24 protein-coding genes and 1 pseudogene are annotated in these 24935 nt (G+C 45.5%); 22 read left to right on the top strand and 3 right to left on the bottom strand.

Annotation, left to right across the window (positions count from 1 at the left end; translation table 11 throughout):
• Positions 1-2 precede the first annotated feature (2 nt).
• The 6 genes and pseudogenes from ASD40_RS00275 (at position 3) to ASD40_RS39305 (ending at position 6421) form a co-directional block, all read left to right on the top strand.
• A complete protein-coding gene (locus tag ASD40_RS00275; protein ID WP_057301365.1) occupies positions 3-926 on the top strand; it encodes an ABC transporter permease in 924 nt (307 codons plus the stop codon).
• A gap of 81 nt (positions 927-1007) precedes the next feature.
• Positions 1008-1871, top strand: a complete 864-nt coding sequence (locus ASD40_RS00270; protein ID WP_442952622.1) for a carbohydrate ABC transporter permease — start codon at positions 1008-1010, stop codon at positions 1869-1871.
• Between the two features lie 56 nt (positions 1872-1927).
• Positions 1928-3505: an extracellular solute-binding protein gene (locus tag ASD40_RS00265; protein ID WP_057301363.1), complete on the top strand. Its 1578-nt coding sequence runs from the start codon at positions 1928-1930 to the stop codon at positions 3503-3505.
• A gap of 116 nt (positions 3506-3621) precedes the next feature.
• Positions 3622-4968 (top strand): glycoside hydrolase family 30 protein, encoded by a 1347-nt coding sequence (locus ASD40_RS00260; RefSeq protein ID WP_057301362.1) that lies wholly within the window; start codon positions 3622-3624, stop codon positions 4966-4968.
• Positions 4965-6136, top strand: a pseudogene (locus ASD40_RS39310) (glycoside hydrolase family 30 protein); the annotation flags it as partial. The gene ASD40_RS00260 and the pseudogene ASD40_RS39310, both read left to right, overlap by 4 nt.
• Positions 6119-6421 carry a glycoside hydrolase family 30 beta sandwich domain-containing protein gene (locus ASD40_RS39305; protein ID WP_442952621.1) on the top strand — a complete coding sequence of 101 codons (303 nt, stop codon included), beginning with the start codon at positions 6119-6121 and terminating at the stop codon, positions 6419-6421. The pseudogene ASD40_RS39310 and the gene ASD40_RS39305, both read left to right, overlap by 18 nt.
• A gap of 55 nt (positions 6422-6476) precedes the next feature.
• Here the strand turns inward: ASD40_RS39305 and ASD40_RS36920 are convergent, their stop codons facing one another.
• Positions 6477-6629: a hypothetical protein gene (locus ASD40_RS36920; protein WP_154669613.1), complete on the bottom strand. Its 153-nt coding sequence runs from the start codon at positions 6627-6629 to the stop codon at positions 6477-6479.
• Positions 6630-6733: 104 nt separating this feature from the next.
• Positions 6734-7489 carry an ArsR/SmtB family transcription factor gene (locus ASD40_RS00250; protein WP_057301361.1) on the bottom strand — a complete coding sequence of 252 codons (756 nt, stop codon included), beginning with the start codon at positions 7487-7489 and terminating at the stop codon, positions 6734-6736.
• A gap of 257 nt (positions 7490-7746) precedes the next feature.
• Here ASD40_RS00250 and ASD40_RS00245 point away from each other — a divergent pair, with 257 nt between their 5' ends.
• The 16 genes from ASD40_RS00245 (at position 7747) to rpoN (ending at position 23989) form a co-directional block, all read left to right on the top strand.
• A complete protein-coding gene (locus tag ASD40_RS00245; RefSeq protein ID WP_057301360.1) occupies positions 7747-8094 on the top strand; it encodes an ester cyclase in 348 nt (115 codons plus the stop codon).
• Positions 8095-8121: 27 nt separating this feature from the next.
• On the top strand, positions 8122-8520 hold the full coding sequence (locus ASD40_RS00240; RefSeq protein WP_442952620.1) for an ester cyclase: 399 nt from the start codon (positions 8122-8124) through the stop codon (positions 8518-8520).
• Positions 8521-8611: 91 nt separating this feature from the next.
• The gene (locus tag ASD40_RS00235) at positions 8612-9148 is read left to right on the top strand and encodes an NADPH-dependent FMN reductase (RefSeq protein WP_057301358.1); all 537 of its coding nucleotides are present in this window, start codon (positions 8612-8614) and stop codon (positions 9146-9148) included.
• A gap of 155 nt (positions 9149-9303) precedes the next feature.
• Positions 9304-9957 (top strand): M48 family metallopeptidase, encoded by a 654-nt coding sequence (locus ASD40_RS00230; RefSeq protein WP_057301357.1) that lies wholly within the window; start codon positions 9304-9306, stop codon positions 9955-9957.
• A 177-nt stretch (positions 9958-10134) separates the two neighbouring features.
• On the top strand, positions 10135-10833 hold the full coding sequence (locus ASD40_RS00225; protein WP_057301356.1) for a hypothetical protein: 699 nt from the start codon (positions 10135-10137) through the stop codon (positions 10831-10833).
• Between the two features lie 741 nt (positions 10834-11574).
• Positions 11575-12726 carry a serine hydrolase domain-containing protein gene (locus tag ASD40_RS00220; RefSeq protein WP_057301355.1) on the top strand — a complete coding sequence of 384 codons (1152 nt, stop codon included), beginning with the start codon at positions 11575-11577 and terminating at the stop codon, positions 12724-12726.
• 147 nt (positions 12727-12873) lie between these two features.
• Positions 12874-13230 (top strand): DUF3870 domain-containing protein, encoded by a 357-nt coding sequence (locus ASD40_RS00215; RefSeq protein WP_057301354.1) that lies wholly within the window; start codon positions 12874-12876, stop codon positions 13228-13230.
• A gap of 124 nt (positions 13231-13354) precedes the next feature.
• Positions 13355-14179 carry a M55 family metallopeptidase gene (locus ASD40_RS00210; protein WP_057301353.1) on the top strand — a complete coding sequence of 275 codons (825 nt, stop codon included), beginning with the start codon at positions 13355-13357 and terminating at the stop codon, positions 14177-14179.
• A 21-nt stretch (positions 14180-14200) separates the two neighbouring features.
• The gene (locus ASD40_RS00205) at positions 14201-15133 is read left to right on the top strand and encodes an ABC transporter permease (protein ID WP_156389841.1); all 933 of its coding nucleotides are present in this window, start codon (positions 14201-14203) and stop codon (positions 15131-15133) included.
• Position 15134: 1 nt separating this feature from the next.
• Entirely contained in the window at positions 15135-16052 is a 918-nt protein-coding gene (locus tag ASD40_RS00200; RefSeq protein ID WP_057301352.1) for an ABC transporter permease, read from the top strand.
• 5 nt (positions 16053-16057) lie between these two features.
• Positions 16058-17104, top strand: a complete 1047-nt coding sequence (locus ASD40_RS00195) for an ABC transporter ATP-binding protein (protein WP_057301351.1) — start codon at positions 16058-16060, stop codon at positions 17102-17104.
• Between the two features lie 31 nt (positions 17105-17135).
• The gene (locus tag ASD40_RS00190) at positions 17136-18779 is read left to right on the top strand and encodes a peptide ABC transporter substrate-binding protein (protein WP_057301350.1); all 1644 of its coding nucleotides are present in this window, start codon (positions 17136-17138) and stop codon (positions 18777-18779) included.
• 76 nt (positions 18780-18855) lie between these two features.
• Positions 18856-19788: a S66 peptidase family protein gene (locus ASD40_RS00185; protein WP_057301349.1), complete on the top strand. Its 933-nt coding sequence runs from the start codon at positions 18856-18858 to the stop codon at positions 19786-19788.
• A gap of 77 nt (positions 19789-19865) precedes the next feature.
• Positions 19866-20966 (top strand): dipeptide epimerase, encoded by a 1101-nt coding sequence (locus ASD40_RS00180; RefSeq protein ID WP_057301348.1) that lies wholly within the window; start codon positions 19866-19868, stop codon positions 20964-20966.
• A 2-nt stretch (positions 20967-20968) separates the two neighbouring features.
• Positions 20969-21886: a C40 family peptidase gene (locus tag ASD40_RS00175; protein ID WP_321166588.1), complete on the top strand. Its 918-nt coding sequence runs from the start codon at positions 20969-20971 to the stop codon at positions 21884-21886.
• 777 nt (positions 21887-22663) lie between these two features.
• The gene (gene rpoN / locus ASD40_RS00170) at positions 22664-23989 is read left to right on the top strand and encodes an RNA polymerase factor sigma-54 (RefSeq protein WP_057301346.1); all 1326 of its coding nucleotides are present in this window, start codon (positions 22664-22666) and stop codon (positions 23987-23989) included.
• A gap of 18 nt (positions 23990-24007) precedes the next feature.
• On the opposite strand, the gene ablB is transcribed toward rpoN, so the two are convergent.
• Entirely contained in the window at positions 24008-24865 is an 858-nt protein-coding gene (gene ablB / locus ASD40_RS00165; RefSeq protein ID WP_057301345.1) for a putative beta-lysine N-acetyltransferase, read from the bottom strand.
• Positions 24866-24935: the final 70 nt, after the last annotated feature.

Genomic DNA, 24935 nt, shown 5'->3' with positions numbered 1-24935 from the left:
CGATGACAGCTTTAAAAGGCTTCTGGGCGGAAGTGTCCAGGAACAAAATCATGTTTCTGATGGTAGCTCCTGCGATCCTTTTTTTCATTGTATTCAGCTATATTCCAATGGTGGGAATTTATCTGGCCTTCACGAAGTTCAGCTTCGACGGCGGGATATTTGGAAGCGAATTCATCGGTATGATGAACTTTAAGTTTTTGTATCAATCAGGTACGCTATGGAACTTGACGAAAAATACGGTCGTGTACAATTTGGCTTTTATTTTTATCGGTAACTTCCTGCAGTTGGTCTGTGCGATCTTCTTAAGCCAGATTGCCAACAAATATTTTAAGAAAGCAACGCAATCCATTATGTTTTTGCCGTTTTTCATTTCGTGGGTTCTTGTAGGCGCTTTCGTTTTCAACTTGTTCAACTCCGATACAGGCGTCATCAACACATTGTTGAAACAACTAGGGGCACAGCCGTATGACTTCTATTTGAATACGGAACCGTGGAAGTACATCATTGTCTTTTTCAATGTCTGGAAAGGGCTCGGGTACGGAACGGTCATTTACTTAGCCGCCATCATGAGCATTAGCGATGAGTACTACGAAGCAGCGGAAATCGACGGAGCACATATTTTTCAACAAATTCGTCACATTACGATTCCGCTTTTGACACCAACCTTTATTTTGCTCGTCATTTTCAGCCTCGGCGGCATTCTCAAGGGGCAGTTTGACCTGTTTTATCAGATCATCGGCAACAACGGCATGCTGTATGATGCGACGGACATTATCGATACGTATGTGTATCGGGCATTGGCAGTCAATTTTGACATTGGAATGGGATCGGCTGCAGGTTTGTACCAATCGTTCTTCGGCTTCCTGCTAGTGATGACTGTCAACTTTATTGTGAAAAAAGTCCGCGAAGATTACGCATTGTTCTAAGCAAATGCTTAGGAAGCCAGATTTGCTTAACCAAAACTCTTAGGAGGGACTACCGTGAGACGCAAAAAAGACTCGGCGACGATGGCTTTTATGATCATCGCTTATGGAACGGTAGCGTTCTTGACCATACTTTGCCTGCTGCCGTTCTGGTTAATTATTTCGGGTTCGTTTACGTCGGAAAATGAAATCATCGGGGAAGGGTTTAAGCTTTGGCCGAACGATCTTTCAATCGATGCGTACAAGGCGGTCTTCAACAACCCCGAGCAAATTTTCCGTGCGTATTGGGTGACAATTTGCCTTACCGTCATTGGAACTTGCGCAGGCTTGTTCCTCACGTCCATGGCGGGATACGTGCTTGCCCGTAAAGACTTCAAATACCGTAACACGGTCGCATTCTTCATGTACTTTACGACGCTGTTCAGTGGGGGCTTGATCCCATGGTACATTCTCATCGTTAAATATCTGGATTGGAAAGACAGCTACTTGGCTATGCTGATTCCCGCACTCATTAGTGCCTGGAATATCATTCTTATGAAGAACTTTATGAAATCGATTCCTGACTCTATCGTTGAATCAGCTCGAATCGACGGCGCAAACGATTTTACGATCTATAGCCGCCTGATCCTTCCCTTATCAACGCCAGGGCTAGCTACGATCGGACTGTTCCTTGCTCTTGGCTATTGGAACGATTGGTTTACCGCCAATATTTTCATCACGACGGAAAGCAAGTTTCCGCTGCAGTTCTTCTTGTACAAGATTTTAGCGAATGCCGCCGTACTGCGTACGGACATTGCTGCGAATTTGGCTGCCGTCAATTTCAAAGCTCCTGCCGAGACACTTAAGATGGCTGTTGCCGTTGTCGTTACAGGGCCGATTGTGCTTCTGTATCCATTTGTGCAAAAGTACTTCGTCAAAGGACTGACGATAGGTGCAGTCAAGGGTTAGAACCGGTTTCACGGCTAACATAGATATTGTTTTCTACTATTAAGGAGGAGTCATAAATGAAAAGAAAGATCGGAACTATTCTAGCAGGCGTCATGCTGGCTGCTACCGCTTTATCGGGTTGCAGCAGCAGTACCGGAACAAAGCCTGAAGCAACTGCACCTGCGAAGACAGAAGGAAGCCAAAGCGCAGCGCCTGCAGTGACAGGACCGGACATTTCAAAATCGATTGAGCTCGTATGGTATTTGGTAGGTGATGCCAATAAGGATACACCTAAGGTTATGGACGAATTTAACAAAATGCTGAAGAAGGATCTGAACGCAACCGTTAAATTGAACTTCACCACTTGGAACGATTGGCAAACAAAGTACAACTTGCTGCTGACAGCTGGTGAGAAAATCGATATGATCTTTGCCTCGTCTTGGGCAGGATACTTCAAGTATGCTAAGCAGGGTGCATTCACGGATCTGACCGCTTTGCTTCCAAAGTACGCGCCTCAGGTTCAAAAGCAAGTATCGGCGCAGGATTGGAGTGACGTCACCATCGGCGGCAAAATATTTGCGGTTCCCAATACGAACCCGGAATACACGCCGAACGGTATCGTGTACCGTGAGGACTGGAGAAAAGAGTTGAACCTTCCAGAAATCAAAGACCTTGCTTCCATCGAGGCGTATTTGGATGGCGTCAAGAAAAATAAACAAAACGTTATCCCCATCAACGGAAGTGCATGGAACGAAATCAGCACTTTATTCTCAGCAGTTAACGGGTACCAGACGATCGGTGGCGAAAGTGGAGTTGTCGTAGCTAAAAACTACAACAGCCCAAGAGATATTGTTGCTTACCCATTCACACCTGAATATGAGGCTTGGGTTAAGAAAATGAAGGAATGGGCGGACAAAGGCTACTGGTCAAAGAACACACTTTCCTCCAAGCAAGAAGCTGGCGACCTGATCAAAACGGGCACAGGTGCCGTTTACTGGCGCAACCCTCCGGGTGCAGCCGGATTCATCACAGACGTACAGAAGAAAGATCCGAAGATGGAGATCGGATACTTCCCATACACACGTATGCAAGGTTTCGCAATGCCGACAATGGGTATTGCCAACGGTATGGCGATTCCGAAGAGCGCAGCCAACCCGGAACGTTCGCTCATGGTACTAGAGAAGATCAGAACCGATGCGAAGTATTATAACCTGATCACATATGGCCTTGAGGGATACCATTATGATTTAGTTAACGACGGTAAAAATATTGTTACTCCTTCCAAAAGCCAAGATGCTGCGAAGGTCCAAGGCTACGGTATCGCGGATTGGGGTTGGAGAAACAAGCCGCTGATGAAAGCAGGCGTCGGCGGTTGGGACGGTCTGGATAAGCTGAACGAAGAATTCTCCAAGATGAGCAAGCCGGACATTTTCTCGCCGATATCCATGGACTACGATGCAGTGAAGACAGAATACGCTGCTGTAAATCAAGTCATCGACCAATACGGCAAGCCGCTCATGATGGGATTGGTACCGAATGTGGACCAGGCCATCAAGACTTACCAGGATAAATTGAAATCAGCTGGCATCGATAAAGTTCTTGATTATGTGAAAAAGCAAGCAACGGCATACTACGATGAAAAAGGCATTAAGTAAAAGAAGAATAAACAACAAGTAAAGAACACGGGGCCGAAAGGGCTGCAGCCGGTGTGATCGCCTGCAGCTAGACGTTGGCCTCTTGTTTTTTAGAATCGGGTTGAGGAGCTGACGTTATGAGCAACGTGCAAGTATGGCAATCGACGATGGATGAGTCGAAAAAATTAACACAAATGGAATCGCTTACATTTTCCGAAAGTAATAAGGATATAACTGATTACTTGATCATTATTGACGAAGAGGTCACTTATCAGCAGATGGACGGTTTTGGAGCTTCTTTTACCGATGCCTCGGCCTGGCTGGTGTATAACGCTTTAACTGAGGAGCTTAGGGGTGATCTCATACGGAAGCTATTTGACCGGGAGGAGGGCATTGGGATTTCGTTCATACGTCAGCCGATGGGAGCTAGTGATTTCGCATGGAAGATCTATAGCTATAACGATGTCGAGCCTGGAGAAAGCGACTATGAGCTTGCAAGGTTTTCAATCGATCACGATCGGACCTACATTATACCTGTTATCCATCAGGCTTTGCAGTTGAACCCTGAGCTCAAGGTGATGGCTTCGCCATGGAGCGCACCGGGCTGGATGAAGACTTCCGATGCGATGATCGGCGGCACGTTGAAGCCGGATTGCTACGGGGTTTATGCAGATTATTTCGTCAAGTTTCTAGATGCCTATCAAGCGGAGGGGATTCCAATCTATGCGGTTACCATGCAAAACGAGCCGGGCTACGAGCCGAAGGAATACCCGGGCATGATTGTGAAGCCGGCGGAAGAAGCCGCGTTTATCAAATCGCACTTAGGACCACGCCTAGCTAAGCGGAAGTTGCCGACCAAGATCATGTGCTACGACCATAACTGGGACGCTCCCGGCCATCCCCGTGAGATCTACGAAGACCGCGAAGCTAGCAAGTATATCGCAGGAACCGCATGGCACGTGTACGGAGGGCGCCACGAGGCAATGTCGCAGATTAAGGAACAGTTCCCGGATAAGGATGTTTGGTTTACCGAGGCATCCGGAGGGCAGTGGATTCCGCCGTTCCACGACGCGTTCATGGACCAGATGAAGCATGTGATCCGTACGACTAGAAACTGGTCGAAGTCAGTTATTTGGTGGAACATAGCTCTGGATGAGAACAACGGACCTACCGTCCTGTCCCGTAGCACGTGCCGCGGCGTGGTCAAGATCAATCAGCAGACAGGAGAGCTTACGTATAATCTTGATTACTACACCCTCGGACATATCAGCAAGTTTGTGAGTCCAGGTGCTTATCGGATCGAATCCAACACGTTCGAAGACGACTTGGAAACGGTAGCGTTTCGCAACGTGGATGGTTCCAAGGTATTGATTGTTTCAAACCGAACGACGAAGCCGAAAACGTTCACCGTTGCAATCTATGAAAGGACATTCGAGTACACGATTGATGGGGAAGCAGCCGTTACTTTTAAGTGGGAACGATGAGGGGTAAATCAATACCGATTGTGTTGGGCATGATCATTGTGCTGATTGCGATGCTCGGCTTCCATAAGTACGGTCTTCATTCATCACAAAGCCCAGTGAACATGTGGATCACCACAGCCGATCAAAGTAAGCTGCTTCATCAAGAGGCGGATCTAGTTTGGGTAAAGGACAACACACCGAATAATACTACCATTGTCATCGACTGGGAGAAGGAGTATCAGCAGATTGATGGCTTCGGTGCGGCTATGACGGATTCGTCCGCCTGGCTGATTGCGAACAAGCTGAATTCTGAGCAAAGAAGCGATCTGATGAATAAGTTGTTCGATCATAAGCAAGGCATCGGCGTTAGCTATTTGCGGCTCCCGATGGGAGCCACGGATTTCTCGTTAAAGAGCTACACGTACGATGATGTGCCAGAAGGGCAAACGGATCCGAATCTGCATAACTTTTCGATCGATTATGACAAAGCTTACATCATCCCGACCCTGCGCAAGGCCAAGGACCTCAATCCGGATCTGAAAATCATGGGCTCTCCCTGGAGCGCGCCGGCCTGGATGAAGATGTCAGACTCCTTGATTAAAGGAAGCTTGAATCCGGACTTTTATCAAGCCTACGCTGATTATTTCACGAAGTTCGTTCAGGCTTATGCTGCAGAAGGGTTGTCATCGATGCTATCACGCCGCAGAATGAGCCCCACTTCGAGCCTGACGGATACCCGGGGATGAGAATGGAACCGGCTGATCAAGCGAATTTTATCAAATCTCATCTGGGTCCAGCCTTTGAGAAGGCAAAGCTTGGAACGAAGATCGTGATATGGGATCACAACTGGGATGAACCGTACTTTCCGATTCAGATTCTGACCGACCCGGAAGCAAGCAAGTACATTGCAGGCTCTGCGTTCCACGGTTATGCAGGCGAAGTGTCCAGCCAGCAGAAGGTGCACGACTTGTTTCCGAATAAAGACATTTACTTCACGGAGAGCTCGGGAGGAAATTGGGCCCCTGATTTCGCGGGCAGTCTGAAGTGGGATATGCAGAACCTCATCATCGGCTCGACTCGCTACTTCGCAAAGACGGTGCTGAAGTGGAATTTGGCCCTTGATGAATTGAATGGACCAAAGAACGGGGGCTGTCCCAACTGCCGCGGCTTCGTGAAAATCGATCAAAAGACCGGGGCAATCTCCTATAACCCGGAGTATTATTCATTTGGGCATGCGAGTAAGTTTATAAGGGCTGGAGCATATAGGATTGATTCGAACACGCTGGGCAGCGGAAATATCGAGGACGTCGCCTTCCGAAATCCGGACGGATCCGAGGTGCTCATCGCGTTTAATTCAGCTGCGGAGAGAAGGAAGTTCAAGGTGCAGCGGGGAAACAAGTCGTTCTTCTACACGCTTCCGGCTGGCGCGGCAGCTACATTCGTATGGACGGGAGAGAAGAGAAGCACGAAGTAAGGCGAGATTCATAAGTCATTAATAAATAAAACCGCCATATTAGGCGGTTAAAGAACTAAGGTTCATCGATATATTCTTCTTCGTTCGGGATGCTGTTCAAAAGGTTTTTGTCTATTTTTTTCTGATCTTGCTCGGTGTTGGTGTCGCAGTTAACAATACAATTCATTATTTCTTCGGAGTTGTCCTGAATATTTGTGTACTCAACCATGTTTGAACCTCCTTTCATTGAATTAGAGTTTCCAAGATCAAACCAATTATTCGAGAAGTGATTTGGACGCTAATGTAGAAACATCGTTTTCTCAATTGCTATTATTAATCAATAGTGAGTGTTGACCCGGTTTCAAGCAATGTCTTCATTCCCGAAAGTACAACCGGTAGACCCATTTCAAGAATCTTTGCAGTGTTTATGGCCTGTTCAAACTCATCATGCACGACGGTTACAAGGGTCACACCGTTTAACTCGGTATGTGAATCAATTTCCCACGTTATACGTGAAGGGCTCTCAGAGGCCGTGTCTGGAAAAGCGGGGAACTGCCAACTCAAAACCAGCTTATGCGGAGGAGCTATTTCGAGAATGATCCCTTCTGCTAGTTTTTTCTCCTCTGGGTTCCATAGTTCGAAAGAGGAGCCGATTTCCCAGTTGGATCGGATCGAGCAATTGTACCAAAACTTAGACGTCTTGGCCGGATCTGTAAGTGCTTGCCAAACTTGTTCGGGTGTCGCTTTAATAGCAATCCGATTTACATGTCGAGGTTTGTTCTCCATATTCGTTTCACGCTCCAATTCGTTTTTAAGAGATGTTAATTCGATAGCCCAGGGCTCGGCGTATTTGCTCACCCATCTGTCGTAAATTTGCCGTATGGGCACTGAATTTAGATAATGCAGCTTTTCTCTGCCAACTTTTCTGGTGGTAATGAGGTTAGCTTCCTCCAGAATATTAAGATGCTTCATTACACCGAATCTTGACATTTGTAAAGGGGTACAAAGATCGTTCAACGTTCGCCCATCAGTTGCGTGAAGCAGGTCTAATAGTGTGCGACGGCTCGGATCAGCAAGTGCCTTAAATATATCGTTATCTACTTGGAACGCCTCCTTCTCACAGTATGCTTACGAGCATGCTTTTTTTGTTATAGACATGTTACCAAATGGTAACGTATTATAAAGGTGACAGTATAGTCACATATTAGCACAAACAAGTTTGATTGTCAGCCGGCGACAAACAGACCCATCTAACTCGACTAGATATTTTAACATAATCACCCAGTTTGAAAAATATTGTTGTCTCAAAGCATTTCAATTAAGCACAAAAAAGGAGATGTTTTATTATGAAATCGATTGAACAGAAAAACATTGAAACGGTAACAGCATTTATTGAGGCTTTCTCGAATCAAAATGATTTGGATCGTACAGATCAATTTTTTTCTAACCAAATAGGGGAAGCATTTTCTGATAAACACTACTCCGTGGAAGAGGTCATAGCCCAAGGGGAGAAGGTAATAGCAAGAATTTTTATGACAGGTACGCATAAAGGTACGTTTGCAGGAAATTCACCTACGGGCAATTTAATTAAAGCCACTCAGTTTCGTGAATTTCGAGTAGTAGATGGCAAGATTGTCGAGCATCGTGGTTGGTTCGATACAGCGTCACTTTTGCCCCAAATTAAAGCCAATTAACCAAAACAAAGGAGATGTATTATTGTGATGACTATTGAACAGAAAAATATTGAAACGGTAACAGCGTTTATCGAGTCTTTTTGGAATCAAAGTGATATGGATAGTACAGAACAATTTTTGTCAACTGATTATCAAGAGCACTCATATCAATCTAAAGAAGGTCTGAAACAATTTGCTGGAAAAATATTAGAGGCCTTTCCTGATAAACGCTATACGGTGGAAGAGATCATAGCCCAAGGGGAGAAGGTAATCGTAAGAATGGTTGTGAAAGGTACGCATAAAGGGGTGTTTTTTGGAAACTCACCTACAGGCAATTCAATTGATGTCACGCTGTACCGTCAATATCGAGTCGTAGATGGTAAGATTGCCGAACATCGCGGTTGGATTGATATGATGACAATGTGGCGCCAAATACAAGGCAACTAATTTCCGCATGCAATCAATTAGCAACAGTGAATACATGCAGAATCAAATCATACACTCAAAATAGGAATTCATATCGAGGAGGCACATTATAATGTTGAAAATCGGAATCATATTGGGAAGTACAAGACCTGGACGGGTGAGTCCACAAGTTGGAAATTGGGTTAAGGAAATTGCAGATAAACGCGGAGATGCCAACTACGAGTTAGTGGATATCGCAGATTACAAATTGCCCTTTTTTGGTGACGCGGGCAGCGAAGAACAAATCAAAAATTGGACTGAAAAATTGAAAAGCCTTGATGGGTTTGTATTTATTACGCCAGAATACAATCACAGCATTACTGGTGCTTTGAAAAATGCACTTGATTTAGCACGTGAGGAATGGAATAACAAAGCTGCGGGTATCATCAGTTATGGCTCAACTGGCGGGGCACGAGCGGCTGAACACTTGAGAGGAATATTAGGAGAGTTACTAGTTGCTGATGTGAAAGCACATCCAACCTTTTCGATATTTACTGATTTTGAGAATTATAGCTCATTTAAGCCAGCTGAATTGCATCTCAATAATATAAAGCTTATGCTGGATCAATTAATAGCATGGAGTGGAGCGCTTCAAACATTGCGCAAGTAGGTGCTGGACTAGACTATCGATTACCAGATAAGAAACGCATGGTCCTTCAAGTTAGGGATCATGCGTTTCTTATTTATTTGCAAAATAAACGGATTAGTGATTTGATACATACATAAATACGATTTATAAATAACCTTATAGGAACGATGATGATTATGAAAATTGAATTTGAAAATGAAACGATAGAATTTAATGTTCAATATGGAATTAGAAAAAAGATTACGATTCATATCGATTCTATGGGTTTCATAACCGTTAAAGCTCCTAATGATACAAGTAAGGAGATGGTTATGAGTGCTGTGAAGCAACATGGGAAAACGATCCTGGAGAAAGTACAACTCATTGCGAAAGCTCGAGAAACTCCGAAGACAAGAGAGTATCAGGATAACGGAAAGTTTCTTCATCTTGGGAAATATTATTTTCTTCATGAATTAATCGAGACGAATGAGTTAAATGAAGAAGAATTGAAAATGAATCTGAAGAAATTCTATTTCTCAAGCTGCAAGAAGATTATAGGGGAACGAATCAAAATTTATCAAACTCAACTGAAAGTAAAACCCAAAATCATTGAGGTAGATGAGTCAAAAACCAAGTGGGGAAGCTGCAGCTCGGATAAAAAAATAACCTTCAATTATCGGTTAGCCATGGCGCCAGTTGAAGTTATTGATTATGTCATTATCCATGAGCTATGTCATCTTCTTCATATGAATCATGATCGATCATTCTGGAGACGTGTAGGAAGCATTATGCCGGATTATAAAGAAAAGGAAGCGTATTTGACAAGGCACGGGCATGCTATGACGCTTTGAGAAACGAGAACTCAAAAACAATAGGAAAAGTCAGCCGGTCTAAGTAGATCAGCTGACTTTTTTCTTTGCAAACATTCAGCGGAATGTCACACAATGTGTGTTCCAAAGGTAGTAACATCGCATTTATATTACAAATTATGGTATTATGTTTAAGGGTTAATGGAATGAGGGGGAAATATGGGAGCAAATAAGTTTACTGGAATACTTGCGATAATTGTCATTGCGGGCACGATCTCTTTGGCCGTTGTACATGATTCTGTAAATCGTAAAGTTAAGGACTTTGCAATAACAATTGATAACAAAACAGATGCTTCGACATGGTTAGCGACTCCAGAATCGTTATTTGACGGAAATGAAAACATGAAACTTAAGCCTTTACTAGGCCCAATGTCAGGGGCAGTTGCACTACATTACCAAGGGCCAAGTCAAATGCTAGCTGTCAATATCGAATACTGGAAAGACGGCGTGAAAACAAATATATCGAGTGGTATGGGAACGACCTTTCAGGGAAAAAACAATCAAGGTAATTATCAATATGACGGAGATTTCGTATATTCGTTTCAGGACCGTCATGATCCGAGTGGAACTGTATATAGTGAACTGGTTTATGCATTTATTTCCGAAAGTGGTTACGCCAGCACGGCCGTCAGGGTTGACAAACCAGCTGGGCTGAACATCATAGGGGAGATGAGATTGCAACAGAAGGAAAAAGTCCCGCTTGATGAAAGTACGATAGTTTGGGGGTTGCAGGGTACTGATAAGCAACAGATGTTATCTTACTCTTCAATTGCTGAGACTCTTCAAAGCGTACAGTGGGCGATGGTCGTTCGGGTTGGGTTTAATGCTAATAAGTATCTAACGAGGAACGTTAACTAATATAAAACGCTAATGAAGCAGGCGCCGCGGCGACCTGCTTTTTTTTTGTGATAGTGGACAGGTTAAAGTGATGAATATCATTCCTTTTGGAAAACTTATCAATGTAGTTTAACAAAGGGGGATTTTTCAAATAAAGAAAATGGGTGTAGTGACTGTTATTACGGTGGCAGATGGATTTAATGAGTTCATTAAGTTTAATGTGCCTGTAAACGAGAATGCAGATGGAAAAGGCACGGCTTTAATCAACTCTTAGAAGGATTAGACCTGATGTTCGCAATGAACCCTCCTTCGATGCTGCATTTCATCGTTTTACTGTTTTTGGTATGTTGGATTATTACGCCAATCAAATCGGACTTGCAAAACAGGAACAGATTAAAGGTGCAGATGGCTTTGGTGAAGTTGATATGCCTTGGAGTTCAAAGTTGAAGTAAACATGCTGGGAAAATTAATCTTGATTATTACTTTATTTTTGTGACTTTTGATGCATAATCAGCTATCAAGACTGAATATGCATCAATTTAATGACATTAATAATTAATATGGATAAATAAAGGTATTACTAACATAATCCTAAGAAAACAGTCAAACTATCGGTAATTGTCGAAGGTTGACTGTTTTTGCGTATTCCCAAAAGCCCGCGTTTTGCTAACAAAAAAAATGCTACACAGCAGGAATAGACTTTATTATAATGTAAATATATCGAAAAATTCTTTTGCCAAAAAAGGACAAAGGAGGAACGCCTTGAAATCTTTGGATGAACGGATCCAACAGATTATGGACAAGCATCGGATCGTTGGTTTAGCAGCATCGATGATTTATGAAGGGCGTAAGATTTGGAGTGGAGGGTATGGATGGGCGAATGTGGAAAGGCGCATACCCGTTTCGACTCAAACCATTTTCCGGATTGCTTCCATTTCGAAGACAGTGGTCGCGACAGCAATTATGCAGCTTGTGGAGAAGGGCTTATGCGGTATCGATCAGGATGTAGGAGACCTACTTGGGTTTCCGGTGCGTAATCCAAAGTATCCAGATAAACCGATAACGCTCAAACACATCATGACCCATACTTCGGGTCTGCAAGATGAATATGTTCGATTTGTCGTTGATTCGCGAAGTGAGAACCCGCCACAAAAACGTCTTGCGGATATTTTACTGCCAGGCGGAACTTATTACACGGACAACCTCTGGGGAGAAGGGAAGCCTGGGGATCCGGATTGCTTTGAATATTCAAATCTGGGTGCCGTCATCTTGGCAACTGTCGTGGAACAGCTTTCGAATGAGCGTTTTGACGAATATTGCAAATGTCATTTGTTCGAACCGCTTCAAATGAACGAGACGAGTTTTCATATCGGCGATCTGAAGGATATGGATTCCGTTGCTGTGCTTTACGAATATTCCGATGTTGATGATCGATTTGTGGTAGGAACGGACGATTTTCGTGGAAGAAAACCGGACGCAATCGATTACAGCGGATATGTTCCGGGCACCAACGGAGCGCTTTTTAGCCCACAAGGCGGTCTGCGCACAAATGTGGATGACTTAACGCGTTTTTTGAAAGCGCATATAAATACGGGTGAATTGAACGGCGTTCAAATCCTGAAGCCTGAGACAGTGGATCTTATGCACTCCCCTCATTGGTCGGGACATCGGCGAGCCGGCTTCTTCCGTAATTGCGGGCTCCAGTTTCAGATTACAGACGATCTGATCCCGGGGCACAGACTTATTGGACATTCCGGTGATGCTTATGGACTGCTTAGCGATATGTATTTTCATAAACAGGAGAAATGGGGATTTATTTTGCTGATGAACGGTCTTATCCAACGAAAAGAGCAGGGCGTTTATTTTGAAGCAGAAGAAGAGCTTACACGCTTATTGCATGCCACTTTCCTCTAGTAGGTGATTCATTATTTACAACATGTTAATTCGATGTTAGAATATATTACATCATTAGTATTCTAGCTTCTGGCGGTCGTAGGAAGCAATACCCTTCCCACATCCCGCTCGGAAACCGAACAGAATGCTAATTAGGAGAGTGGTCGTTTGCTATACGACAAAGACACAATTTATGTTATCGGCGACGCTCAAGCTTCCGTGAACAATCCCATTACCCAGCAGTACAACGCATTTTTTATCGGACTTGTCGTGGATACCACTAGCCATAAAATTATCGATGCAGGATGTTCATCCACAATTCCGCTCACATCCGATTTTGTCCGCTCAATCTTTATCGGTCACAATATGCTGCTCCTTGATGTGGTGACGGAGGAAATCCGACGCAGATATCATGGATCATCCCAAAAGGCTCTGATCGTAGCGTATAAAGACGCACAAAAAAAATATAAATTAGCACTTAACGGCCGGGAAGAACTGGGTTTCCAATCTTCCGGTACAGTGTAAGCTGCTTTATTTATCCGTATGGAAACATACACGTAAATAAAACCCAGCAAATAGTCTCTTGGAATGAATGTTCCCAAGGCTGTTTGCTGGGTTTTTGCAACTCTACACTATGGGGGGATAACCTATGAAACTGTATATTTCCATTGATATGGAAGGCATCACCGGACTTGTCGATAACACGTTTATCGATTCTAGACAGTACAACTACACACGTGGGCAGCACATCATGACGGATGAAGCTAATCATGTTATTGGAACTGCTTTTGATGAAGGCTGCAAGGAAGTCATTGTCAATGATAGTCACTCCAAAATGAACAATCTGTTGATCGAGAAGCTCCATCCCGAAACACAGTTGATCTCAGGTGATGTGAAGCCTTTTTCTATGGTACAGGGACTGGACGCTTCTTTCGAAGGGGCCGCTTTTCTAGGCTATCATACTAGAGCTGCTACCAAAGGGGTACTAAGTCATACGATGATCTTCGGAGTACGAAATATGTACATTAATGATAGAGTAATTGGCGAACTGGGTTTTAATGCTTATGTTGCCGGACATTACGGCGTACCAGTTCTATTGATAGCTGGGGACGATGAGACTGCGATTGAAGCGGAGGAGCTAATTCCGGGAATCACGACAGCGATTGTGAAAAGGAGGATATCACGGACTTCGGCTTTGTGCCTAACCCCGGAAAAAAGCGGACAGCTGCTCCGGGAAAAAACGAAGGAAGCATTGGTTAACCGCAGCAAGATCAAGCCGCTCGTACCTCCCGATAATCCGGTACTGAAGATTGAATTTGCCAACTACGGTCAGGCAGAATGGGCACACTTGATGCCAGGCACGACCATTGATGATAACAGCCCAATTGTTACTTTCCAAGCTAAACATATTTTGGAGGCTTACCAAGCCATGCTGGTTATGACGGAATTGGCGATGAGAACGGCATTTTGTTAAAAGGCGGGAGTGGGTGATAGCGTGGCACAATATATTCTTCGTAGGTTTATCTCCATGATTGTCACACTGTGGCTAATAATTACGGTTACTTTTGCACTGATGCATGCTGTTCCAGGGTCTCCGTTTGAAAAGGATGGTAAGAATTCGAATCCGACGGCGGTTGAGAACATGATGGCGTTTTACCATTTGGACAAACCCGTTTCTACCCAGTATCTGCTTTATCTAAAATCACTGCTTTCATTGGACCTTGGACCGTCCATCGGTCACTTTCCCGATACCGTCAATTCAATGATCGACAGGGGATTTCCAGTTTCATTTAAGCTCGGTATTGTGTCCATCCTTATTTCTATCGTGACCGGTATCGCGCTCGGCACTGTCGCTGCGTTGAGGCAGAACCGAATCATCGACTACCTCGCCATGATCTTTGCCGTTATTGGCATTGCGGTACCTAACTTCATTGTGGCGACCTTGCTGATCAAATATGTTGCAGTCGAGTGGAAGCTCCTTCCGGTAGCCACTTGGGGAACTTGGAAACATGTCATCCTGCCCGCACTTGCGTTATCGACAGGGCCTCTTGCGATAATTGCAAGATTGACAAGGGCCAGTATGTTGGAAGTGTTGACGGCAGACTATATTGAAACGGCAAGGGCCAAAGGACTGTCGCCCGTAACAATTGTCATTAAGCACGCACTCCGTAATGCGGTGCTTCCGGTTATCACACTGCTTGGCGCTTTGGTAGCCAACGTTCTCACGGGGAGCTTCGTTATCGAAAAGATTTTCGCCATTCCGGGAATGGGCAAATATTTCGTTGATGGCATTAATAATCGTGATTACTCGCTGATTATGGGAACGACTGTTTTCTATAGCGCTCTTTTGGTCTTTATGATGTTCTTGGTAGATATCGCCTACGGCATCATTGACCCCCGCATCAAGCTGCACAGGAAGGAGGGGTAGGATGAACGTTCCAGATTCCTTATTTGTCCCAATGAACAAGAGTAAAGGTACGGCTGAAGCGATTGTCCGAATACGGCTGTCGTTCTGGCAGGAGGCATGGATTAGGCTTCGTGCAAACAAGCTGGCGATGGTGGGGTTAATCATCGTTCTATTGATGTCGCTGCTGGCTATCCTTGGACCGTTCCTTACCGATCATAGCTACTCGAAACAGGTGCTGCTCGATGCCAATCAAAAACCATCGGCAGCCCACTGGTTCGGTACGGATGAACTTGGACGTGACGTCTATGCCCGTATCCTTTATGGAGCACGCATCTCGCTATTTATCGGTCTCATGGCTGCTTTGATCGATTTGCTAATTGGCATTATATATGGCGGCATTGCCGGTTACTTAGGCGGACGGATCGACAATCTCATGATGCGGTTCGTTGATCTTTTGTACGGGATTCCTTATTTGCTTGTCGTCATCCTGTTGATGGTCGTCATGGGCCCAGGCCTATTGACCATTATCGTGGCTTTAAGTGCCACAGGCTGGATCGGAATGGCACGCATCGTGCGCGGACAAGTGCTTAGTTTGAAATCATCGGAGTACGTGCTGGCGGCAAGGACGTTAGGCGGAGGCGCGGGTTATATTATCCGCAAACATTTGCTGCCTAATGCTCTTGGAGTCATTATCGTGCAAGTGACGTTCTCGGTGCCATCGGCCATCTTCGCAGAAGCGTTCTTAAGCTTTCTTGGCCTAGGGATCCAGCCTCCCTTGGCAAGCTGGGGCGTCATGGCCAACGACGGCCTGTCGACCATTTTGTCAGGCCAATGGTGGCGGCTGTTCTATCCAGCGTTTTTCATATCGATGACGATGCTTGCCTTTAACTTGGTGGGCGATGGACTGCAGGACGCTTTTAATCCGAAGAGGAGGAGGTAGCCAACGTGAATGCAACGAACTCGTCCGACGTTCTATTGGAAGTGGACAATCTTCATGTCTCGTTCACCACACATGGTGGAGAAGTGAAGGCGGTTCGCGGAGTCAGCTTTATGCTAGGTAAGGGAGAGACTTTGGCTATTGTAGGTGAGTCCGGCTGCGGTAAAAGTGTAACCGCCCGCAGCATGACGCGCCTTCTTCCCGAGCATAGCTCGAAGATCAGCCAAGGCAGCATCCGCTATAAGGGCAGGGAACTGACATTACTCAGTGAGAAGCAGCTGCGAGAGCTAAGAGGCTCTGAAATTTCAATGATTTTCCAAGATGCGATGACAGCCTTAAATCCCACCATCTCCATCGGTGAGCAGATTATGGAAGGAATCATCCGCCATCAGAAAATATCGCGTGCAGAAGCCCGTAAACAAGCAACTGAAATGCTCGGTCTGGTAGGCATTTCCAACCCCGAGATGCGTTTGAAGCAGTATTTGCATGAGTTCAGCGGAGGTATGAGACAGCGGATTATGATCGCTATCGCAGCGGTGTGCAAGCCTTCCGTACTGATTGCAGACGAGCCGACTACGGCTCTAGATGTCACTATTCAAGCCCAAATCATTGAGCTGTTCAAAATGCTCCAGAAGAAAACTGGTGTTTCCATTATCATCATCACGCATGACCTTGGTGTTGTTGCGAATATGGCCGATCGGGTCAATGTGATGTATGCCGGTAAGGTCGTTGAAGCAGGGACAGTGGATGAGCTGTTCCATAATCCGCAGCATCCCTACACCAAAGGGCTGCTAGCTTCCATGCCGCGTCTGGACACAGATAAGTCGCTTCCGCTTACACCGATTGCGGGAACACCGCCGGATCTGTTTGCTCCGCCCAAAGGCTGCGCTTTTGCAGCGCGCTGCAGTTATGCCATGGAAGTATGCGGTGCCTATCAGCCGGAGCAGACTGCTGTATCGAGCAGCCACTCGGTTGCCTGCTGGCTTCAGGATCCGCGCTCTCAATTTGTATTCCAGCCGCCGATGAAGAGTAACATGATGTCGGCTCTAGGATAAATAAGATCATGAACGAAGGGGAGAAGTGCTCATGAAAAAAGTTTCAGCAATGCTAATCAGCTCCGTATTGGTTATCGGTACGTTATTAGCCGGATGCAGCAAAGATCCAGGGTCCGGAACGCAAGAGTCTGGAGCCAAACAGACGGAAGCAGCCAAAGAAACGAAGTCCAAAATTCTCCTTTACAACAACTTAAAAGAACCGACATCCCTCGATCCTCCGAAAGGGTTTGACCAAGTTTCTTATGATATTGTCAACAACGCGTTTGAGGGATTGACGCGTCTTGGCAAGAACCACTCTCCTGAGCCAGCTATGGCGAAAGAGTGGAAAGTCACTCCCGATGGGAAAAAGTACACGTTCACGCTTCGTGACGGTATGAAGTGGTCCAATGGAGATCCTGTAAAAGCTGCCGACTTTGAGTATGCATGGAAGCGTCTGTTGGATCCGAAAACTGCTTCGGACGCAGCTTTCCTCGCATATCCCATTGAAGGTGCAGAAGCTTTCAACTCCGGTAAGGGGACAGAGGGCGATGTGAAAATTAAGGCTCTGGATGACAAGACACTTGAAGTTGCTTTGACACAGCCTGCTTCTTGGCTGATTGGCATGGTATCCAGTCCGGCGTTCTTCCCGGTACATAAGGCAACAGTTGAAAGCAACGCCAAATGGGCCGGCGAAGCGGCTACGATTGTAAGTAACGGGCCGTTCAAAATTACCGAATGGAAGCACGATAGCGAGCTGAAAATGGTGAAAAACGACCAGTACTGGGATGCCGCAAACGTAAAACTGACGGGTGTTACTTTCAAAATGATCAATGATACCAACACCGCTTACCAGCTGTTCACTACTGGCGAGCTTCATACAACCGGATCCATTCCGGCTGACATGAGCGATAAATTGTTTGCTGAAAACAAAGTGAAGGTTGAAGATGCCGCAGGAACTGCGTTCTACCGCTTTAATGTGAAAATGGCACCTTTCAATAACGTCAACATTCGTAAAGCTTTTGTTGCGGCTGTAGACAGACAAAAGCTTGTAGACTTGGTATTAAAGCAAAAGCAGAAACCGGCAGACGGTTATGTATCTCCTGGACTAAAGGATCCTGCGGGTGGAGACTTCCGCACGGTTGGCGGCAGCCTAATCAAGTTTGATGCAGCCGAAGCGAAAAAGCTTTTGGAAAAAGGGATGCAGGAAGCTGGATACACGAAGCTGCCTGAAGTTACTTTAACTTATAACACGAATGATGTGAGTCAACGGATCGCTCAAACGCTTCAAGCTATGCTCAAAGATAACCTAGGTATCGATGTGAAACTGGCAAATAAAGAAGGTAAAGTTCTGACTACCGAACAAAAGGCTCTGCAGCTGCAATTGTCCCGTTCTTCGTTCCTTCCTGACTTTGCAGATCCGATCAACTTCCTGGACGGCTTCCAATCGACGAATCCGTTCAGCCGAACAGGGTGGGTTAATGCTTCTTATGATAAATTGATCAAAGACGCATATGTAGAATCTGACGAGGCTAAACGATACAAAATGATGCACGATGCAGAGAAGATTTTGATGGACGAAGCTCCAGTTCTGCCGCTTTATTTCTATAACTCCACTTACCTGCAAAGCGAAAAATTGGAAGGCGTCGTTAGACACGCTTTCGGCTTCCTCGACTTTAAGTGGGCAGATTTGAAATAAAATCGGATGATCAAGGGATGCACCTGTAAGAGGTGCTTCTCCCTTTTTTTTCAGTCGTGAAAGGAGTGCTTCGTTGATGGTTGAGCTTATAAAGCCTCAGCGGTTAAACCCTGGCGATACGGTAGCCATAACGGCCCCGGCGAGTTGGGCTGACAAGGATCAAGTGAAAGCGGCTTCGTCCTATCTGGAGGAGCTGGGGCTCCATGTGCGGCTGGGAGATACCCTCTCTATGCGGTATGGCTATCTGGCAGGAACGGATGAGCAGCGGGCAGCGGAATTGAATGCTATGTTCGCCGATCCGGCGATCAAAGGGATCATTTGTGCGCGTGGCGGTTACGGTACGGGAAGAATAGCGGATATGCTAGACTATGAACTCATTCGAGCTAATCCGAAGATTTTCTGGGGCTATAGCGACATCACTTTTCTACATGCGGCGATAGGACGTTTCGCGGGTCTGGTTACTTTTCATGGTCCGATGTTGATCGATCTGGGAAAAGAGGATGTGCACCCGCTCACGATTCAAAATTATGAAATGCTTCTACGTCCGTCTATTCTTCACTATACGGAGGAGATTTCCCCTCTGCAAACCTTAGTTGAAGGAGAAGCGTTCGGGGCCCTCGTGGGCGGGAACATTTCTTTGATTGTTAGTACGCTTGGTACTCCTTATGAGCTGGACACGCGGGGGAAACTCTTTTTTATTGAAGATATTGACGAAGAGCCCTATAGGTTGGATCGGATGTTAAACCAGTTAAGGCTAGCAGGTAAATTCGCCGATGCGGCCGGCATTCTGATCTGCGATTTTAACAATTGCGTGCCGAACAAACGGAAGGTGTCGTTTACTTTAGAGCAAATATTTAACGATCACATCGTTTCTGCAGGGAAGCCGACACTCGCTGGATTTAAGATCGGCCACTGCTCTCCCAATATTGCGGTTCCGATTGGCATAAGGGCAAAAATGAGTACTTATGATAAGCTGCTGGCATTTACGGAACCCGGTGTAGAGGCATAAGCTTATGCTTCCGAAGTCGTTTTGTGGCATAAGCCCGCTTCGCTTGCATAGCTGCACAAAACTTTCAGGAGGCAAACATGAACATTCAAAGTGTTGAAGTAATGCGGCAATCGACTCCGCTCATTAAGCCATTTAAAACAGCACTGCGTACGGTGTATAAAACGGAGTCTATCATCGTTCGGATTCAGGCTAACGATGGCAGAGTCGGATGGGGAGAGGCACCGGCAACGATCGTAATAACCGGCGACAGCTTGGATAGTATCCATTCGGCAATTGTAAATACGTTCACTCCTTTACTCATTGGCAAAAACCTACTGGCGTACGAACGTATTCTTCAGGAGATTCATCATTCGATGATTGGCAGCAGCAGTGCCAAAGCGGCTGTAGATATGGCTATTTACGATCTGGTAGCTCAGTATTGCGGTCTGCCATTGTACCAGTTCCTCGGTGGATATAAGGATCACATAGAAACAGATTACACGGTAAGCGTCAATTCACCTAAGGAAATGGGAGAAGACGCTATCCGTTATGTGCGGGAAGGCTTCAATGTATTGAAGATTAAGGTAGGTAAAGATGATATCCAAGAGGATATTGAAAGAATGAAGGAAATCCGCAGCTGTGTCGGCAGCAGTGTGAAAATTCGCATAGATGCGAATCAGGGGTGGCAGGTAAAGGACGCCATCCGGACGATCCGCCGCATGGAGGATTTGGGGCTTGATATTGAATTGGTAGAACAGCCGGTGAAGGCTAACGACATAGAAGGGCTGAAAATGGTTACAGATAGCGTTGAAACCCCCATTATGGCAGATGAAAGTGTGTTTTCTCCGGCACAAGCCTTTGAAGTGCTGAAACACCGCGCAGCCGATCTGATTAATATCAAGCTGATGAAATCCGGCGGAATTTACAAAGCGCAAATTATTAACCATATCGCAGAAGAATTCGGTGTCGAGTGTATGGTTGGAAGCATGATCGAATCTCGTGTGGCTGTGACAGCAGCAGCTCATCTGGCAGCTAGCAAGAAGAACATTACACGGTTCGATTTCGATGCCCCGCTCATGATGCTTAACGATATTGTGGTTGGCGGTGTGAAGTACGACGGCAGAATGATGACCTTCCCGAAAGAAGCAGGCCTTGGTATTCGTGATGTGGTACCCAGCGAAAGTGTAGTGGGGTCATGAGTATGCAGAAACGGATGATAGTCGCTGTTTCTGTCGCAACGGTTTGGACGAAGCCGGAATCTCCTAGGCCTTTGGATGAATCTGCTCTAAAGCATCCGGTTGAAATTAGAGAATGGCTGAGGCGCATGACGATAGACGATAAGCTGGATTTGTGGGAAGGGAACCGGATTCAGACTCAAATTCTTTATGGTACCTCCGTGCTGGTTGCAGAAGAACTGGAAGATTGGATCAAAGTGCTCATTCCGCAGCAGGGAACACGCAAAGAAGCTTTGGGATACCCCGGCTGGGTGCCAAGATGCCAGCTGGTTATAGAGCCGGAAGCCCCAGCTGGCTTGAAGAGAGCGGAAGTGATAACAGCTCAAGCGTGGCTGTATCGGAATCCGTCCGAACGCTCGATCGAGTTGAGCTATCTGACCTCTCTTCCTGTCCTTGATGAAACTGAACAATGGGTAAAAGTGAAGACACCAGAGGGTGCTGGTTATTTAAAAGCGAACGAGGTCCGCTTGAGCGATGGCTCTCTGATCCCCGAACCTGGTGAAGGCCACATCGGATGTGGAATTGTGGAGCAGGGGAGAAGATTTCTTGATCTGCCTTATTTATGGGGCGGAATGTCCTCATTTGGCTACGATTGCTCCGGTTTTGCTTATAGCATGCACAGATATTTTGGGATTTCGATTCCAAGAGACGCCTCTGACCAAGCTAAGCAGGGAATGCTCATTGCAAAGGAACAGCTGGAACCGGGGGATTTGCTCTTTTTCGCTTATGAAGAAGGCAAAGGAGCTATTCACCATGTAGGGATCTATGCCGGAGACAATCGGATGATCCATTCCCCTGAATCGATCAAATCAATTGAAATTATGGATTTAAGCAGCTATAAGTTAGCCAAAGAGCACTGCGTGTCCAGGAGGTATTGGGGATAATGCAGCAAATTACTTGATCGTATTATAGTCAGTATCGTTAAAATGAGGCGGCAAGTTATTCTTGCTTTCTCATTTTTTTATTTTTCTGTCGATTGCAAGGGAAAGAAAGGTGTTAACCTGCCGAGAAGCTTCGGAAGTACATGCAGCAATGCCCCTTGGTCGCAGCTTCTGCTGGACGAAGGGGTCTTCATGGTAATGACCAAGTTTTTTACTATGAGCTTTATGTACCTTTAGCAGAAGGAAGCATAGGAAGTGATTCAATCTGAGAAATTCGACGGTCTCTCATGTTCTTCTAAACACTGACGTTCCGCTAAATAATCCGTTTAAGGATGTCAGATTCTGTTGCACAATATCCAATAGGATTGCCTAAATAAAATGTTTATAAGCATTTCCGTTGGAGTAATTACAATGTTTTTTTCGAAAATGGCTTGTGATTAGGCTTAGTGGAAAATCCCATTGCATAGTATCCAATGAAATCGTGTATTCACGAAAAAGATGTTGGATTTCATTGTATTTGCTCCAATGGTTTTAATCCTATGGCAAAAAACCGAAAAAAAAGCATCGTGTTTCTCTTCCTCATGATATCGGGCGTTTTTCGGCCAATTAGCGCGTCGTAGTTCCTCAGCAAATCCTGGTTACCTTAGCTGTACAAAAATGGGGAGAGGCCGAACATCCAAATATGATTTTTTGGATTGCCCTTTCTTTCTAGTCGAAATGGACAAAAAGGGATCGAACTTGAATACATATAGAAGCAATAAACATAAAGGGGTGATGTACATGCGCCCAGGATACGGAATGTTCCAACAGCAAGCCGCAAAATTGCGGTTAACTCCGCAATTGCGAAAAGCCATAACGATTCTCCAGCTCTCAACACCGGAATTGCTGGAGGTTGTCCAGCAGGAGATGAATGATAACCCGGTATTGGAATTCGCCGGAAACGAATGGGATGCTTATAGCGCCTCTCCTAAATACCATAGTGCAGCAGGCAGGAGTGATTACATCTATGACCCCCTGCATCATGCAGCATCGAATGAGGTATCCCTAGAAAGGCATTTAAAGGAGCAGTTGGGCTTTGTAAAAAAGATCCCGCCATCCATTCGTAAAATGATCGCGTTTATGATCGGAAATCTCGATAATAATGGCTATCTGGGACCCTCCTTAAATGAAATTTCCGATGTGTTTAAGGTCGATCTTGTTCAAGCGGAGCTTGCGCTAAGGATCTTGCAGGGGTTCGAGCCCGTCGGCGTGGGGGCAAGAAATTTGAGTGAATGTCTGCTTCTTCAGGTCCAGTCCTTGTCGGAGTGCTTTCCGTTACTATCCATACTAATTCGTAATCATCTGAAGGATGTTGCCGATTATCGCATTCATAAATTGTCGACGAAGCTGCAAGTGACAGCACAAGAAATTCAGGCTGCGATTGATGTGATCAAAGGGTTGAATCCTAGGCCTGGCGCAGCATTTTATACAGAAACAGTGCCATATATGATTCCCGAGGTTATCATCGAAAAGGCAGATGAACAGCTCGTTGTGTTGATTCATCAAGCAGCGTCGCCTCGCCTCGCGATTAATGGTTATTACGAACGCATGGTGAAGGATAGCAGCGACAATAATGAGGTAACAAAGTTCCTCTTTGGTAAATTAAATTCAGCGAGTTTCTTCCTGAAGTGTTTGGAGCAAAGACGAAAGACCATATTCCGCGTAGCCCAAGCCATTGTGGAGGAACAGAACGATTTTTTCTGGAAGGGAGCTTCCCATCTCAAACCCATGACTTTGAAGCGTATTGCCGATAAATTAGGTGTGCATGAATCAACGGTCAGCCGCGCGACGTCTGGCAAATATGCTCAAACGCCATGGGGCATCTTCGAGCTGAAGCACTTCTTTCCCTCCGGTTTGCAAATGGACCTTGGAGATGCTGCGTCTTCGGAACGCGTAAAAGCGAGAATAAAGGAATGGATCCATGGGGAAAACCATGAGAAGCCTTACTCCGACCAAAAGTTGGCTGAGCTAATGAGGAAGGAAGGCATTCAAATTTCTCGCCGTACCGTGACCAAATATCGGGAGGAGTTAGGCATTTCTTCTTCCTTGAGAAGGAAACGCATATAGTTTTTAAAGGGGGTAAAATCACTTCAACATTTTGGCCCACAAATTCATATCCTCAAATTTATCGTAGATATCGCAATTTTTCGTAAGTCTGCCGTAATAACGGTATCCCATCTGGAAGAAAACGGCATTCATACCGAAAGAAAGGGCTCTGGATAAGGAGTAAGCGCAAGTGATGTTTCGCATGATCAATTCATCTTCCAAAGCATGCATAAGCAGTCTCATGAGTCCTTGATTACGATAGGCAGGAAGTGTGGCGCAATCCGTCATTTCTGCATTGGCGTAAACCCTATTGATCTCTGCGGAGGCAGCGCTAATGAGTTGATGCGGCGATTCTACGAGATAATAAATCGTACCCTCGCGCATTGTTTTTTCTACGTATTCAGGATCATTCATCGGTGTTGGGTACGTCTGAAATATTTGATCGTATAATCCAGAAAGCCGCTCTGCATCCTCCGTCCGAGCTATACGCAGTGTATATTGTTCCGGAATCAAGGGGCGACTGGGCTTGAGGGGAAGAGCCAGCACTTGCTTGAGAATGTGATCCTCCTCCATCCAATAATCGCTAGTCCGCCGCTCAAGATCATCATACAGAGCCATACAGTAAGCGTCGCGACCGTTGAAATATCCTTTATAAATTCCCTCCAGCATGCAGCCTTTGGATAGAAAGGTTTGCCAGTCATCCTCTCGCGATTTAATAAACACTTTGGTCAAAGCATTTGCTTTGGCAATTTCCACTATTCGCTTGCAGATGGTATCCACATTTCCCAGATAGTCATCCACCCGCAATCTTTTGTTAAAAAAATCGAGGCAAAAGCTTACTGTAAAATCCTCGCCATTTTCTACCTGATTTAAATACGTTGGGAGATGACTTGGCATCCAGCATTCCCCTTTCTCCCTAAAATCGTTCCATTCAACTATCTGCAAAAATGGTGCCAACTGCAACGAG

The sequence above is a fragment of the Paenibacillus sp. Root444D2 genome, assembly GCF_001426375.1.
GTDB lineage: Bacteria > Bacillota > Bacilli > Paenibacillales > NBRC-103111 > Paenibacillus_E.
Note: the sequence above shows the minus strand (reverse complement) of the source record. Positions and strands in the feature narration are given on the sequence as shown.

Bases quoted from the DNA above. Each gene is read 5' to 3' on its own strand.
- ASD40_RS00275 (WP_057301365.1), top strand. From the start codon at position 3: ATGACAGCTTTAAAAGGCTTCTGGGCGGAAGTGTCCAGGAACAAAATC.
- ASD40_RS00270 (WP_442952622.1), top strand. From the start codon at position 1,008: ATGGCTTTTATGATCATCGCTTATGGAACGGTAGCGTTCTTGACCATA.
- ASD40_RS00265 (WP_057301363.1), top strand. From the start codon at position 1,928: ATGAAAAGAAAGATCGGAACTATTCTAGCAGGCGTCATGCTGGCTGCT.
- ASD40_RS00260 (WP_057301362.1), top strand. From the start codon at position 3,622: ATGAGCAACGTGCAAGTATGGCAATCGACGATGGATGAGTCGAAAAAA.
- ASD40_RS36920 (WP_154669613.1), bottom strand. From the start codon at position 6,629: ATGGTTGAGTACACAAATATTCAGGACAACTCCGAAGAAATAATGAAT.
- ASD40_RS00245 (WP_057301360.1), top strand. From the start codon at position 7,747: ATGAAATCGATTGAACAGAAAAACATTGAAACGGTAACAGCATTTATT.
- ASD40_RS00240 (WP_442952620.1), top strand. From the start codon at position 8,122: ATGACTATTGAACAGAAAAATATTGAAACGGTAACAGCGTTTATCGAG.
- ASD40_RS00235 (WP_057301358.1), top strand. From the start codon at position 8,612: ATGTTGAAAATCGGAATCATATTGGGAAGTACAAGACCTGGACGGGTG.
- ASD40_RS00230 (WP_057301357.1), top strand. From the start codon at position 9,304: ATGAAAATTGAATTTGAAAATGAAACGATAGAATTTAATGTTCAATAT.
- ASD40_RS00225 (WP_057301356.1), top strand. From the start codon at position 10,135: ATGGGAGCAAATAAGTTTACTGGAATACTTGCGATAATTGTCATTGCG.
- ASD40_RS00210 (WP_057301353.1), top strand. From the start codon at position 13,355: ATGAAACTGTATATTTCCATTGATATGGAAGGCATCACCGGACTTGTC.
- ASD40_RS00200 (WP_057301352.1), top strand. From the start codon at position 15,135: ATGAACGTTCCAGATTCCTTATTTGTCCCAATGAACAAGAGTAAAGGT.
- ASD40_RS00190 (WP_057301350.1), top strand. From the start codon at position 17,136: ATGAAAAAAGTTTCAGCAATGCTAATCAGCTCCGTATTGGTTATCGGT.
- ASD40_RS00185 (WP_057301349.1), top strand. From the start codon at position 18,856: ATGGTTGAGCTTATAAAGCCTCAGCGGTTAAACCCTGGCGATACGGTA.
- ASD40_RS00180 (WP_057301348.1), top strand. From the start codon at position 19,866: ATGAACATTCAAAGTGTTGAAGTAATGCGGCAATCGACTCCGCTCATT.
- ASD40_RS00175 (WP_321166588.1), top strand. From the start codon at position 20,969: ATGCAGAAACGGATGATAGTCGCTGTTTCTGTCGCAACGGTTTGGACG.
- rpoN (WP_057301346.1), top strand. From the start codon at position 22,664: ATGCGCCCAGGATACGGAATGTTCCAACAGCAAGCCGCAAAATTGCGG.
- ablB (WP_057301345.1), bottom strand. From the start codon at position 24,865: ATGCCAAGTCATCTCCCAACGTATTTAAATCAGGTAGAAAATGGCGAG.